The sequence below is a fragment of the Pedobacter psychrodurus genome, from assembly GCF_032678585.1.
GTDB lineage: Bacteria > Bacteroidota > Bacteroidia > Sphingobacteriales > Sphingobacteriaceae > Pedobacter > Pedobacter psychrodurus_A.
In genome coordinates this window covers 1-13679 of sequence record NZ_JAVTSN010000002.1, presented here as the reverse complement: position 1 = coordinate 13679, position 13679 = coordinate 1, and the positions used below count along the sequence as shown (strand labels likewise).

Here is a 13679-nt window from a genome sequence, read left to right as displayed (position 1 = left end):
AGCCGAGGAAGCCTGCCTGCTGCAGGCAGACAATCTTACAACGATCGCCTAGCGCTTGCATTAGGATTGCTTTATTCCTCGCAATGCCGACACTTTTCTTTAATCTTCCGGTGTAACCACGAAGCATCTGTAACCGATGAAAGATGCTTCGTGCCTCAGCATGACAGATTTCTTTAAAAAGATTGCAGCAAATGGTGGGACTTCAGAAGCCAGAGGTATCACTCGTTCATTTCCAAAACATTAGAATAGAAGTCTGCTATATTTTACTAATCAGATATAGTTTTCATCTATATCGTTATCAATAAATACAATTAACAATTAGTGAAACGAGGTTGCTTGACACCTGTTTTAGCCTTACCTTTGTGCCATAAAATTAAAGACAAAAAAATTATGGCAATAGTAGGCAAAAAATTCCCGAGTGTTAGTATTGATGCAATGTCGGACATGGGTGATGACTTGAAAATCAACGTATTTGAAGAAGCTGTAAACAAAAATAGCAAAGTATTATTATTCTGGTATCCAAAAGATTTTACTTTCGTTTGCCCTACAGAATTACATGCTTTCCAGGCTGCTTTACCTGAGTTTGAAAAAAGAAATACAATTGTAATCGGTGCATCTTGCGATACCAACGAAGTTCACTTTGCATGGTTAAATACACCAAAAGATAATGGTGGTATTGAAGGTGTTACTTATCCGATCTTAGCCGATACGCACAGACAATTATCTGGCATCTTAGATATTTTAGATCAGGAAGTGAACTATGACGAAGAAGGAAACGAATCTTTCTCAGGTTCAAACGTTTCTTTCAGAGCTACTTATTTAATCGACGAAACAGGTAAAGTTTTCCACGAAAGTGTTAACGATATGCCACTAGGTAGAAACGTTAAAGAATATTTACGTTTAATCGATGCTTATGCCCACGTTCAAAAACATGGCGAAGTTTGTCCTGCAAACTGGGAAGAAGGAAAAGAAGCAATGAACGCAAACAGAACTGGTGTAGCTGAATATTTAGCTGCCAACTAATTAAACAAAACGTTATGTTTTTAGAATTAACAGAAGACAATCTTCAACAATATTTGGCCGATAACTCAAAGGTTATGGTTCAGTATGCTGCATCCTGGTGCGGAAACTGCCGGATCATGAAACCGAAGTTTAAAAAACTGGCTTCAGAAAATGAAGATGTAGCTTTCTTGATTGTTGATGCCGAAAAACTTCCAAACTCACGCAAATTTGCAAACGTTGATAATTTACCAACTTTCGCAGCTTTTGAAGGTGGCAGTTTGGTAGATCAGGTGCAAACCAACAAAGCAGAAGGTTTAATAGAACTATTTAACAAGATAAAGTAATGAAGATTCCGGTAATAAGACAATTATTTCAAAACACCACTCCGGCGCAACTGGAGACCACTTTGGAGGTTTTAGAGGCGTTTTGTGAGTTTAGAGGCGTTAGCGAGCACGAAGTTGATGTTGCAGGCGAGATGATTACCAATATCTGTGGTGCGTTAGAAGTACACCAGATGGTAAGTGAGGGTGCTGCCGAAAAGGACGCACTTAATGCTTTCGGCCAAAAAGTAATGGGTTCGATTGATCGATAATCGTCTTAAAGCTATCTGGCTTTTTCAGAATATAAAATCCCCCGTTGATGAAATCAGCAGGGGATTTTTGTTTAAATACTTTCGTACCGAGCTTAAAGGCCGCCGCAGTTTGTCATTCTGAACGCAGTGAAGAATCTTTTACCAAAGAACTACAAGTACTAACTTTAATCTTTAAAGTTGATTTCTGCAGCCTAAGCCAGAGATTCTTCGTTCCTTCTCAACCTTTACTTTCTATGTTGGTCGGGATTTTCAATCCCTTCCTTTGAACTGTGGATTTATAATCCACTCATAAGAATTACAAATTCTTTATTCTTAAATCGGAATTGCAAATCCTGACTAATAAAAGAAAATAAAAAGGTCTCTGTGGACACAGACCTTGAATTATATTATAAAAGTTAAGCCAAGTTCCTACCCGCATTTACGATACCAAAAACCGTTCTCACCGCAAGCTTTTCTAGGGCATGCTGGTCTTTCTCGTTTTGGTCGTGCTGTAGTTTTTCTAAAGCGAAATGCTGGATCAATACCAATGGCAGAATGATTTTCTCGCGTGTGGCAATTGATTTTTTATCTACAGGATAATTGGCCATCAAAGTTGGCTGTCCGGAGAGTTTTAAAAGCATCTCCTTTGCCAATTCGAATTCGTTATGTAGTTGTGTCCAAAAAGCACCAAACTCCTTATCTGCGGCCAAATGCGCCGTAATGGTGAAGTCTGATTTACTCATACTCATCATACAGTTGTCTACAATAGTTTTCAGGTAATCAGAATCCTGATAAACTTTTACCACTTTATCCCAGTTACCTGCCTTTTCCTGGTTTTTCAAAGCGGTTCCCATACCATAGAACCCAGGGACATTCTGTTTTAGCATACTCCAGGCCGTAACGAAACTAATCGCTCTTAAATCTTCCAGTTTCATTTCGCCGCCACCGTTCCTTTTAACCGGACGGCTGCTGATGTTGGCCTGCGATAATAATTTTAGAGGAGATAATTTCTCTAAATAACTCACAAATAGCGGATGCTCGCGCAAGTCGACAAAAGCTTTATAACTTTCTTCGGCCATTTCGTCAAGTAGCGCTTTATTTTCAGGATCTAACAGGATGTTATGTTTCTCTTTCAATCCAGAAGTCAGTCCGGCATTGATTAATTGTTCGATATTAAATTCAGCACTTTCTACCGACCCGTATTGCGAACTGATGGTTTGCCCCTGAACAGTCAATTGCATGTTCTTATTCGCAATTTCCTTACCCATTGAGGCGTAAAAACGGTGTGTTTTACCTCCACCACGTGCAGGTGGCCCACCACGTCCATCAAAAAAGGCCAACTGTATGTTGTGTTTCGCAGAAACTGCAGATAATGATGTTTTCCCGTTAAATATAGACCAGTTAGCCATTAAATAACCACCATCCTTGGTACTGTCGGAATAACCAAGCATAATGTCCTGTTTATTTCCACGGCTGGCCAAATGTGCTTTATAAAAAGGATTACTGTAAAGCGTGTCCATAATTGCAGCTGCACCTTTTAAATCGTTAACCGTTTCGAAAAGCGGCACAAAATCAATGGTCAGTGATTCTTTGCTCCAGCCATTCCAAAGGAAAAGCTCAATTAACTGAAGAATATCGCTGGCCTGTTGGCAGTTGCTGATAATAAAACGATGACAGGCTTTTTCGCCATTACGTTTTTGAATGCCTTTAATTTCTTTAATTACCTCAATGGTATCCTCTATTAAAGCATCTGGCTCACTTGCATAAACGATAGTTGCCTCTTTAAAGGAAATGAGGTTTACTTTCTCCGCTTCCGATAATTTATCATAATCGGCGGGGTATAAAGAAGAAATCGGTTTATTTTCACGGCAATATGCATGAACACTTCTTAACACCCGGCTATCCTGGCGGATATCCAAAGAGGCAAAGTAATTACCATATAAATCTATCTTGCGGATCAGATCGTTAACTAAATCCACAAATAAACCATCGTGCTCTTCCAAGAGTGTTTCTTTGATTTTATTCAGGTTATCCCTTAATTCATCAGAAATATCGTGGGGTTCGCAGGTTTGATCGAAAGCATTCAGATAAAGTACATCATGCAGTTTTGCAATATTTTCTTCAACACCTCTAAAGGTAATGCGGCGTTTAATCACCCTGAAATCGCGGTAATAACAACGGAACAGGATCTGGCGCAACATTTTAGAAACAGCTAAAGTAGTATCGGCATGAATATTTGGGTTTCCATCTCTGTCGCCTCCCGGCCAGAAACCCAGTTCTAAAATTTTCTTGGTTTCCAGGTTGTATTCATCCAGGTTCTGATCAATCTCTTCCTGAATATTTGCCGCAGCGAAGTAGAATGTATTTTCCAAGAACCAGGCAAGGTTTAAGGCCTCATCAACCGGAGTTGGCGATTTTTTATTAAAAAACGGCGTTTTACCCAATTGCTGTAATAACGAGTTCATTGAGGTAAGGTCGTTATCTCTAATGGCTTTGGTTAAATCGGTAATAATTGCCAATACACTACCCGGATAAAATTGCGTTGGGTGTGCGGTTAAAACCAAACGGAGCGAAAGCTCGTCGATCAGTTTTTCTATTTTAGCCAACATGGGTTTGTTATCCGCATTCTTTTTTAAGATGAACGCCAATGTACTCTGTTCATCCGTAGTGTTTAATTTGGTAAAAGAGGCGTCTTCTACGGCATCAAAAAGCACCACCTGACGCTCGATATACTGAATGAAACGGAAAAGTAGGTCAACAATATCTTTACGTTCGGTATAACTGGTATACTTGGCAAAAAATTCTTCGATCACCTGTGCAGGTTTTTCTCCGTTTGCAATACCTTCTTCACAGCTCTTAAAAAATAGCGGAAGCAGGGTTCCGGTATCTTTAATTTTGTAAAAAGGCAAAGTGAGAAATAAACTGTTAAATAGTTCGAATTTTGAGATGACCTCATTATTAAAAATAGATTCTCGTTGCGTAGTTAAACGAAGTTTAGGCATAGCTTATGCAATAGTTTTGTATACCGTAATACTACAAAAAATGCATAAGGTATTAAAATTCTAAGGCTTACAATTTGGAAAATTGTAGAATAAATTTTAATTTTAGAATCTTATTTGGCCACTATGTGGTTAAGTAAGAACATTTGCAATGTTTAAGGGCATTGCATTGATTGTTAATTTTTTGGGTTAAAACAGCCGATGTAATAAAATACACCGGCTGTTTTTGTTTTTTGCCAATATTTAGGCGATTTCTTTGCAAATTTTAGTGCGCATCGGTCACAATGTTTGCATTCTTCTTAAATTTCTGAAGATATAATAAAGGTATAGAGAACAACATAATCAATCCGGCAACCCAATAAGCATCGTTATAAGTGAGCAACATGGTTTGTTTAATTACCGAACCCTCAATCGCTTTCATTGCCATTAATTTCGCATCCATTAATGATGAACCTTTAGCCATAAAATTATGGACTAAGCCATTCAGCTTTGCAGTAAATGTGGGATTGTAATCGTTTATATTGGTAAGCAGGTTACTTCTATGGAAACTTGAACGGATATGGATCAATGTGGTTAAAGCCGCAATACCAAAAGAACCGCCCAATTGTCTGCTCATATTGTTTAATCCCGAGCCTTGTCCAATTTCCGGTCCTGACAAATCCTGCATGGCCAGGGTAGTTAATGGTACAAATAGCAGGGCCATTCCAAATCCTCTGATTACTAAAGGCCAGAAGAAATCGCCCGTTCCCGATGCCAGTGTCGACTTACTCAACATCCAACAGAAAACAAAGAATAAAAACATTCCTCCTGTAGCCATAAACTGCGCTGGAACACCCTTTTTAAGCATGATACCGATAAATGGCATCATGGAAATGGTACAAATACCACCGGCTATAAATAGCTTTCCGGTTTGTAAAGGCGTAAAACCTAAAAGGTTTTGCGCAAAAACAGGGAAAACGAATACAGAGCCGTACAATCCAAAACCTAAAATAAAGGAGGTAAACATCCCGATTGAGAAACTTCTCTTTTTCATAATCCGAAGATTAACGATCGGATATTCAGCACTCGTTTCACGCCAAATAAATAGCAGTAAGCCAAAAACAGATGCTACAGCTAATGCAATGATATAAGGTGTAGAGAACCAATCTTCGCTTTCGCCTTTTTCCAATAAGGTTTGTAAACTTCCAACCGCCACAGCCAGTAAACCAATACCCCACCAATCGACGGGTTTTCCTTGCCCATCCTTGGGCGTCTCTCGAATAAAGGTAATGGTACAGTATGCGGCGAGTATCCCGACGGGAATATTTACATAGAAAATCCATGGCCAATCTGCTATTTCTAAAATATAACCTCCAATGGTTGGTCCAACAGTTGGCCCTACAACCGCACCTAAACCAAATAGGGCTGTTGCAATACCCACATCTTCACGAGGCCAGGTTTCAATTAAAATAGCTTGTGCTGTTGATATTAATCCGCCCCCGGCCAAACCCTGAATAATCCTAAATAAAATAAGCTCATTCAATGACGTTGCATTTCCGCATAAAAAAGAAACCAGCGTAAAAACGATGATGGAGGTTAAGAAATAATTTTTTCGCCCAAAGCGACTGCCTAACCAGCCCGACATGGGCAGGATGATTACATTCGCAACGGCGTATCCAGTGGATAACCAGGCCACATCCTCCAGGGTTGCGCCCAGGTTTCCCTGTATTTGTGGGATCGCTACGTTTACGATAGTCGTATCAATCAGCTCCAATAAAGAAGCTGTGATTACCGTAAATGTAATGATCCACTTTTTTAAACCTACTTCGGCCATTTTAAAATTATTTAGTAGATACTGATGCTTTAACGCTCATTCCTGGGCGTAATTTGGCTAACAGCTCTTTTGATGGATGAATTTTGATTTTAACGGGTATACGTTGAACAACCTTAACGAAGTTACCAGTAGCATTATCAGGAGGCAATAAAGATCCTTTTGCTCCGGTAATTGGAGAGAAATTATACACTTCACCTTCGATTTTTTCGTTCGGATAAGCATCAACTTCGATTTCTACTTTAGATCCTTCTTTAATTTTCTCTAACTGCGTTTCTTTAAAGTTTGCAGTTACATAAAGGCTTCCGTCGTTTACGATAGAAAATAAAGACTGACCAGCTTGAACCAATTGTCCTTTTTGAACATTCTTTTTAGACACAATACCGGTTGCAGGCGCTTTAATATCAGTATATGATAATTGAAGCTTTGCAAAATCGATATCGCTTTGGCGTTGGCTGATTACATTGCTGCTTACTGCCAATTGCGATTGTGTGGTACCAACCTGTTTAACCGCAGCATTGTATTGATCCTGCGCGGCCTGATATGCTGCCACTGCAGATTGTCTGGCTGCTTCTGCAGATTCCTTGTTGGCCTTTGCCTGATCGAAAGCTTGTTGGGTTATCGAACCATCCTTCACCAGGTTTTCATATCTGTTATAGTCTTTCTGCGCTAAGTTTACTTTAACATTTGCAGCCTGTACATTTGATTTTGCCGCATCAACGTTTGCTTTAGCAGTACCAGTATTGGCTTGAGTAGCCGCAATTTGCGATTCTGCCACACCAACACCTGCACTTGCTCCTTTTTGACCGGATTGTGCCTGCTCTAATTTCACTTTGTAATCATTGTCGTCAAGCTTTACTAAAACCTGACCTTCAGCTACATGTGTATTTTCTTCAAAACTAATATCCTTAACATAACCGCCAACACGGGCAACAACAGGACTGATATCGCCATCAATCTGTGCATCATCCGTATCTACGTGTTTGCTATAATAATTCCATTCGGTAATCCCGAAAACTATACCTATTACTAGTAAAACACCTAAAATGATGGGTACTACTTTGTTCTTTTTTTTCTTTTCAGTTGTCATTGCTGTATTTATTGCGTTATTTTTCCTGTTGATTTTAATAGAGTATAGTAAGCCAAACCTGCGTCTGCGCGAGCGATCTCTAAGTTTATTTTTGCCTGGTATAATAAAGTTTCTGCATCGATACGATCGGTAACAGAAGCCACATTGTTTTTGTATTTAGATGCCAATAACTTGTCGTTTTCAGTAGCCTGGGCAATTGAAGTTTCCAAAACCTGGATTTTGTTCATTGCCACCTGGTAACCTTGAAAGTTTTTGTTGATATCTGTTTTTACCTGATCAGATAATATATCCTTCTGAATGGTAATTTCACTTTGCTGGATTTTCGCTTCGCTTACTTTGTGCTTGTTTGTCCAAAGGTTTCCGATATTCCAGGAAACAGTAGCACCAAGTGTAATTGGCATTAAATATTGGTTTGTTGGTGGAATAAAGTTCCCACTTGGGTTAATGTAATAAAGGTTTGCACCAACACCTACTGTAGGTAAAGTATTTGCTTTGATGGTTTTGATGTTAAAATCAGCCACTTTGTTTTGCACATCCAATTGTTTTAGCTCCTGGCGGTTGGCCATTGCCAAGCCGATATATTCGTTTAATGAGCTTGCTGTTTTTAAACCCGCTGTTGGATCAACAATTTTAACTTCGGTATCTTCAGGCAAGCCTAAAAGGATATCTAAATTGTAGTTGATTACCTTGCGGTTGCTCTCGATATCCATCTGCGTTAGCGTAACGTTTGCCTGTTGCAATTGGAAACGCAATACATCATTTTTGGTTACGATGCCTTGCTCGAAGAAACGCTGTGCCTGTTTAATCTGGGCTGCAATTGATTCTAAATTCTGATCAATCACTTTTCTGCTTTGCAATACTTTATACAGGGAATAATAGGTATTGATTATCGCATAAGTGATTTCTTCTTTACTTTTATCGGCGTCTAAACGCGCAACATCTGCTAATAATTTGGTCGATTCTTTCGCGTATCTTAATTTACCACCACCGTACACCAATTCTTGCACTGCTGCAGTACCTACAAAAGCATCGGCTCTTTTAGGTAATTCTAAGGATGATCCACCGCCGGGTAAAGTAAAAGTGTTTGTTGGAATTTCAGCGTGGTTGTATATAAAACTCGCGTTTGCAGTTGGCAAAACGTTGTCTTTAACAACCTCAAGCTGTGCAACGGCCTGATCGATTTTGTTTTGAGAAAGTTTTAAGTTTTTACTATTGGCTATGCCAAGTTCTATTGCCTGGTTAATATTTAATTCCTTTGTACTCTGTGCAAATAAAGCCGCTGGAATTAATGATGCCGCAAGCATTAATCTAATTGATTTGGGTATCATCTTTTTGTTGTTAAATAAACTGTTGTTAGATCTTGTAAGTGAGCTATCGCGCGCTCTTTAATAATTTTTTTGTCTTTCGGATTATTGAGGTCGAAGCCAGAACATGAGATTACCTTATGAGGAGCGATAACAATATTGGTTACAGTGCCCATAATGGTTGCAATTACCATCCGTACATCTACCTTGTTAAAACTTCCGTCTTCAATCCCGTCGGTAATAATGCGATCAATCAGCTGCATGTTATGACTCATGGCATCTTTAATCTTATCATACATTTCGGGTCTTTGGGTTAACGACAGTTCCCGGTGCATCATTTTATGAAACGCCGTGTTATTCATGATCCTATTTACGTAGCCCTCTATAACCCTGTGCAATTTTTCCAATGCCGAAATCTTATCTTCATTGATGATTTTTAACTGAGAAGCGAAACCAGCAATACGCTCGTTCATAATCTCAACAAAAACACCTTCTTTCGAACCGAAATAATAATTTATCATCGCCATGTTCGCGCCAGATTCCTTCGCAATCTGCCGGGTAGAGGTACCCTCATACCCTGTCTCGCAAAACAGCTTTTCAGCTGCGTCGAGTATGGCCTGTCTTTTATCTACTTTTTCTGTTTTCATTTCTTTTTGACAGCACAAAATTAATCAAACGATTGATTAATTTCCAAATGTTTTACTACTTCTTTTACATTATCTTGATAAAACCCTAATTTTAAATGAGATAATCAGTGATCTAATGAAAAATAAGTTTCTCTCAGCGATAACTTTCCTCTTTGGTCTGTCATTCTTGTGTTCGTTTATTGGCGCTAAACAAGAAAACCAGCAGAGCTGGATCAGGATCAATTTGTTTGGCTACCCCACCCAAAGTATTAAAGTAGCCGTTTGGGCAAGTAAGTTGAATGATATACCAAAACAGTTCGAAATTGTAGAAAAGGAAAGCAATCAGGTTGTATTTACTTCAACCAACATTAAGAGTTTCGGAAGCTATGGTCCTTTTAGCCAAACGGCGAGGTTAAACTTTAGTGATTTTAAAAGTGAAGGAAAATTTCACATCCGTGCAAATGGGATCATATCTCCCCTATTGCTGATCAATAACAATGTTTATAAAGGTGCACCTGATTTTTGTCTACAGTATATGCGCCAGCAACGGAGCGGCTTTAACCCCTATTTAAAGGATAGCTGCCATACACACGATGGCTTTGTTTTGTATGGCACCAAAGCCGGGATTAAAGACAGCACACATTTTGATGCTTCAGGCGGTTGGCACGATGCAAGCGATTATCTGCAATATTCCACCACATCAGCCAATGCAACCTACCACCTTTTAATGGCTTATCGTGATTTTCCACAGGTTTTTGGCGATCAGCGGCAAGCAAATGGTTTGGAGGGAAAAAATGGAAGAGCAGATGTTTTGGATGAAGCAAAATGGGGTTTAGATTGGTTGCTTAAAATGCATCCGCAAAAAAACATCATGTTTAACCAATTGGCCGACGACCGCGACCACATCAGTATGCGCATTCCGAAAGAAGACAGCCAATATGGAAAAGGATTTGAACGTCCGCTTTACTTTATTACCGGTGAACCGCAGCAGCGTGGCAAGTTTATGAACAATACCACGGGAACGAGTTCTACCGCAGCTAAATTTACAAGTGCTTTTAATTTAGGTTCCGTTTTGTTTAAAGAAGCAGCCCCTGAGTATTCTAAATTACTTTTGAAAAAGGCCAAAACAGCCTATAAATTTGCGCTTCAAAAACCAGGGGTAACGCAAACCGCATCTGTAAAATCGCCATATATTTATGCAGAAGACAACTGGGTTGATGACATGGAGCTGGCCGAAACATCATTCAATTTCGGAAAGGAAAAAGTAAATCAAAATAAAATAACACAGGCGTTGCAATATGCCAAACAAGAAACCATAACGCCCTGGCTGCAAAAGGATACCGCTGCGCATTATCAATATTATCCGTTTATCAACCTGGGGCATTACGAAATCGCTAAGCAGGATCCAGAAGATAAAACCACCGTTGCTTATTATAAAGAAGGAATAACACAGGTTTGGGACCGGGCAAAAAACAATGCCTTTTACCGGGGCATTCCGTTTATCTGGTGTAGCAATAACCTAACGGTTGCTTTTGCCATGCAATGCAACTGGTATTCGAAATTAAGTGGCGACAAAACCTATGCAGATCTGGAACAGGCCAATTTCGACTGGCTTTTTGGTTGCAATCCCTGGGGAACCAGTATGGTTTACGGCTTACCACATTGGGGAGACACGCCAACTGATCCGCATTCCGCTTTTAGCCATTTAAAAAGTTATCCTATTAACGGTGGCCTGGTTGATGGTCCGGTTTATACCAACATTTATAAAGGCCTGATTGGAATTAAATTAAATGAAGCTGATGAATATGCCGGCTTTCAAAGTGATCTGGCCGTTTACCACGATGATTACGGCGATTATAGTACCAACGAGCCTACCATGGATGGAACGGCATCGCTTATCTATTTACTAGCCGCGAAAGAAGCGCAAGCGATCCCCTTACCCGACCATAAGACTTATAGTTTAGGCGCTACCATTCGTGGTGATTCTACTCAAAAGAAAATCTACCTGGTGTTTACGGGCGATGAGTTTGCTGATGGTGGCGAAAAAATCAGTAAAATATTAGCCCAGGAAAAGGTCAGGGCTTCATTTTTTCTGACAGGAAATTTTTATCGGAACCCAAAATTCAATTCACTGATTAAAACACTTAAAAATGATGGGCATTATCTCGGTCCGCATTCCGACCGGCATCTTTTATATTGCGATTGGGCTAAACGCGATAGCCTCCTGGTTACAAAAACTGAATTCGAAAAAGATCTAAATGATAACTATGAGGCCATGGCGGTTTTTGGGATCGGCAAAGAAAAGGCGAGGTATTTTTTACCTCCTTACGAATGGTACAATGAAAACATTGCCAACTGGACAAAAGCGCAAGGATTACATTTGGTTAATTTCACACCGGGCACCCGATCTAATGCAGATTACACCTATCCCGAAATTGGCAAGGCTTACAAATCAAGCGAGGAGATATATCAATCCATTACTACTTTTAACGAAACAAAACCGAACGGTTTAAACGGTTTCATCCTGCTCTTACACATTGGTACCGATGCCCGGAGAACCGATAAATTTTATACCCGCTTAGCAGAATTGCTCAGCTATTTAAAAAAGTATGATTATAAATTAGCCAGAATCGATAATTAATTGGATTATTGAAGAGAATGACAAATTAAAATTTAAAATAAATATTAACTTTGCCTCCAAATAACAAAAAACATGAGTGTACAAGAGAACAGCAGCAATAATTTCAACTGGTTATATTATGCTTTAGGCTTATTCTTCGGGGCTTTTACCGGAGCAATCATTACGCAAAACTATATTTTCGCTTTATTAGGTGGTGTTTTAGGTTTGTTAACAGCAGGCTTATTTTTAAACGCGATTGTAAAAGGCAGAAAATACTAGGCCTTTTTACCAATTACATCCTACCAAGGAATAAAAACATATTTCCACAGCAAAGGAGTCTATTATGATTTTACCAATACGTGTAAAGCCATAATCGCTTCATCGCCACAGAAAACAAAAACCTACAAATGAAAAATATCTTCATTGTTGTTTTCGCTCTTTTTTGTTTTAGCGCAAAAGCCCAACAAGCTGCTACCGCTGAAATAAAATTCCCTGTTGCAGACCCTAGTCCGGCAGATATCATTTACTTCCCTCTTAATGCCCCGAAAGCAAAAGCAGGAGAGTTAATAAAGCCGGTAATAAAGATCATTTATTCGCGCCCTCAGAAAAAAGGACGTGATATTTTTGGTGTTTTAGAACAGTACGGAAACGTTTGGCGCTTCGGGGCCAACGAAAGTACGGAAGTGCGTTTCTTTAAAAAAGTAAAAATTGGTGGAAAGAAAATTAAAGCCGGTACTTATAGCTTATTCGCCATTCCGAATAAAGATACCTGGACAATCATTGTGAACAGCGAGACGGATAAATGGGGTGCATTTACTTACAATCAATCTAAAGATATTGTTCGCGTAAATGTTCCTGTTAAAACATTGACTAAACCGATCGAATACTTCTCATTAACCTTTACAACGCTTAACGAAGGTGCCAATCTGGTTATCGGTTGGGACAAAACACAAGTAGAGTTACCGATTAATTTTTAAGATTTAAAATAATTAAACAGAAAGTCCCGTTTTTTTGACCGGGACTTTCTGTTTTTAATGGGAAGTTGAGGCCAATCTTTTTGCTTCGCCCTCGCTTGAAATAAATACTTTGTACACCTGTGTGATTTTCCATTCGCCATCCTTGTTTTTTTCGATAATCACAAAGTTTTGTTGGGCACCATCAAATAATTCATAATTGATATCTACACGGGCAATTACCAATGCATCGCTCTCAGATACGATGCTAGAGCTGATATTACAATCGCGCTGTATTACGCCCTCATTTTTCTTCATCTGGCTCAACACATCAGCTGCTTTATGTTTAATTGTCCTCACGTCTCTATTTGATGTAAAAACAGCATCCTCACTCAGCACAGCCTTTAACTTTTTATAATCAGAGTTGATATAGCTGTCCATATAATAATTGATAACTGATTTATGGCTGGCAGTTGGTTTTTCTGCAGCCAAAATAGTATTGGTGATTGTAATACCTAGTAATAAAATCACTAAAGCTCTTAATTTCATAATATCTGTGTTTTTTTATTAAAGGTCGGCTGCAATGAAGAATAATAATATGCCGATAACACCTTAATGATGAGGTAACAAAAAAATGATATTAAAAAAAAAGCCCTTTCCAAAATGAATTGAAAAGGGCTTGGATTTATTTTAAAAACAAGGAC

Annotated in this window: 12 protein-coding genes; 6 read left to right on the top strand and 6 right to left on the bottom strand. The window is 39.1% G+C overall.

The genetic code is table 11. The features are described 5' to 3' along the window. Positions 1 to 390: 390 nt before the first annotated feature. The 3 genes from R2S57_RS01400 to R2S57_RS01390 are packed head-to-tail and all read left to right on the top strand — an operon-like array spanning position 391 to position 1594. On the top strand, positions 391 to 1023 hold the full coding sequence (locus R2S57_RS01400; protein WP_025141704.1) for a peroxiredoxin: 633 nt from the start codon (positions 391 to 393) through the stop codon (positions 1021 to 1023). A 14-nt stretch (positions 1024 to 1037) separates the two neighbouring features. Next, on the top strand, positions 1038 to 1346 hold the full coding sequence (locus R2S57_RS01395; RefSeq protein WP_025141703.1) for a thioredoxin family protein: 309 nt from the start codon (positions 1038 to 1040) through the stop codon (positions 1344 to 1346). Next, a complete protein-coding gene (locus R2S57_RS01390; RefSeq protein ID WP_010599336.1) occupies positions 1346 to 1594 on the top strand; it encodes a DUF6952 family protein in 249 nt (82 codons plus the stop codon). The genes R2S57_RS01395 and R2S57_RS01390 overlap by 1 nt, the downstream gene beginning before the upstream one ends. Positions 1595 to 1989: 395 nt before the next feature. Here the strand turns inward: R2S57_RS01390 and R2S57_RS01385 are convergent, their stop codons facing one another. The 5 genes from R2S57_RS01385 to R2S57_RS01365 form a co-directional block, all read right to left on the bottom strand. Next, on the bottom strand, positions 1990 to 4575 hold the full coding sequence (locus R2S57_RS01385; protein WP_316843332.1) for a phosphoenolpyruvate carboxylase: 2586 nt from the start codon (positions 4573 to 4575) through the stop codon (positions 1990 to 1992). A 262-nt stretch (positions 4576 to 4837) separates the two neighbouring features. Continuing rightward, on the bottom strand, positions 4838 to 6385 hold the full coding sequence (locus tag R2S57_RS01380; protein ID WP_316843331.1) for a DHA2 family efflux MFS transporter permease subunit: 1548 nt from the start codon (positions 6383 to 6385) through the stop codon (positions 4838 to 4840). Between the two features lie 7 nt (positions 6386 to 6392). Then, entirely contained in the window at positions 6393 to 7472 is a 1080-nt protein-coding gene (locus R2S57_RS01375) for an HlyD family secretion protein (RefSeq protein WP_316843330.1), read from the bottom strand. Between the two features lie 8 nt (positions 7473 to 7480). Next, positions 7481 to 8800 (bottom strand): TolC family protein, encoded by a 1320-nt coding sequence (locus tag R2S57_RS01370; protein ID WP_316843329.1) that lies wholly within the window; start codon positions 8798 to 8800, stop codon positions 7481 to 7483. Next, positions 8797 to 9423: a TetR/AcrR family transcriptional regulator gene (locus R2S57_RS01365; protein ID WP_316843328.1), complete on the bottom strand. Its 627-nt coding sequence runs from the start codon at positions 9421 to 9423 to the stop codon at positions 8797 to 8799. The genes R2S57_RS01370 and R2S57_RS01365 overlap by 4 nt, the downstream gene beginning before the upstream one ends. A gap of 115 nt (positions 9424 to 9538) precedes the next feature. On the opposite strand from R2S57_RS01365, the gene R2S57_RS01360 reads away from it, so the two are divergent. From R2S57_RS01360 to R2S57_RS01350, 3 genes are all read left to right on the top strand, one after another. Next, positions 9539 to 12043 carry a glycoside hydrolase family 9 protein gene (locus tag R2S57_RS01360; protein WP_316843327.1) on the top strand — a complete coding sequence of 835 codons (2505 nt, stop codon included), beginning with the start codon at positions 9539 to 9541 and terminating at the stop codon, positions 12041 to 12043. Positions 12044 to 12115: 72 nt separating this feature from the next. Then, positions 12116 to 12301 carry a hypothetical protein gene (locus tag R2S57_RS01355; protein ID WP_316843326.1) on the top strand — a complete coding sequence of 62 codons (186 nt, stop codon included), beginning with the start codon at positions 12116 to 12118 and terminating at the stop codon, positions 12299 to 12301. Positions 12302 to 12429: 128 nt separating this feature from the next. Continuing rightward, positions 12430 to 12999: a DUF2911 domain-containing protein gene (locus R2S57_RS01350; protein ID WP_316843325.1), complete on the top strand. Its 570-nt coding sequence runs from the start codon at positions 12430 to 12432 to the stop codon at positions 12997 to 12999. 54 nt (positions 13000 to 13053) lie between these two features. On the opposite strand, the gene R2S57_RS01345 is transcribed toward R2S57_RS01350, so the two are convergent. Then, positions 13054 to 13524, bottom strand: coding sequence for a nuclear transport factor 2 family protein (locus R2S57_RS01345; protein WP_316843324.1), 471 nt, complete (start codon positions 13522 to 13524; stop codon positions 13054 to 13056). Positions 13525 to 13679 lie beyond the last annotated feature (155 nt).

Excerpts from the sequence above, each read along its gene's own strand:
- R2S57_RS01370 (WP_316843329.1), bottom strand. The coding sequence starts at position 8,800 with ATGATACCCAAATCAATTAGATTAATGCTTGCGGCATCATTAATTCCA.
- R2S57_RS01380 (WP_316843331.1), bottom strand. The coding sequence starts at position 6,385 with ATGGCCGAAGTAGGTTTAAAAAAGTGGATCATTACATTTACGGTAATC.
- R2S57_RS01375 (WP_316843330.1), bottom strand. The coding sequence starts at position 7,472 with ATGACAACTGAAAAGAAAAAAAAGAACAAAGTAGTACCCATCATTTTA.
- R2S57_RS01395 (WP_025141703.1), top strand. The coding sequence starts at position 1,038 with ATGTTTTTAGAATTAACAGAAGACAATCTTCAACAATATTTGGCCGAT.
- R2S57_RS01345 (WP_316843324.1), bottom strand. The coding sequence starts at position 13,524 with ATGAAATTAAGAGCTTTAGTGATTTTATTACTAGGTATTACAATCACC.
- R2S57_RS01355 (WP_316843326.1), top strand. The coding sequence starts at position 12,116 with ATGAGTGTACAAGAGAACAGCAGCAATAATTTCAACTGGTTATATTAT.
- R2S57_RS01350 (WP_316843325.1), top strand. The coding sequence starts at position 12,430 with ATGAAAAATATCTTCATTGTTGTTTTCGCTCTTTTTTGTTTTAGCGCA.
- R2S57_RS01385 (WP_316843332.1), bottom strand. The coding sequence starts at position 4,575 with ATGCCTAAACTTCGTTTAACTACGCAACGAGAATCTATTTTTAATAAT.
- R2S57_RS01360 (WP_316843327.1), top strand. The coding sequence starts at position 9,539 with ATGAAAAATAAGTTTCTCTCAGCGATAACTTTCCTCTTTGGTCTGTCA.
- R2S57_RS01400 (WP_025141704.1), top strand. The coding sequence starts at position 391 with ATGGCAATAGTAGGCAAAAAATTCCCGAGTGTTAGTATTGATGCAATG.
- R2S57_RS01390 (WP_010599336.1), top strand. The coding sequence starts at position 1,346 with ATGAAGATTCCGGTAATAAGACAATTATTTCAAAACACCACTCCGGCG.
- R2S57_RS01365 (WP_316843328.1), bottom strand. The coding sequence starts at position 9,423 with ATGAAAACAGAAAAAGTAGATAAAAGACAGGCCATACTCGACGCAGCT.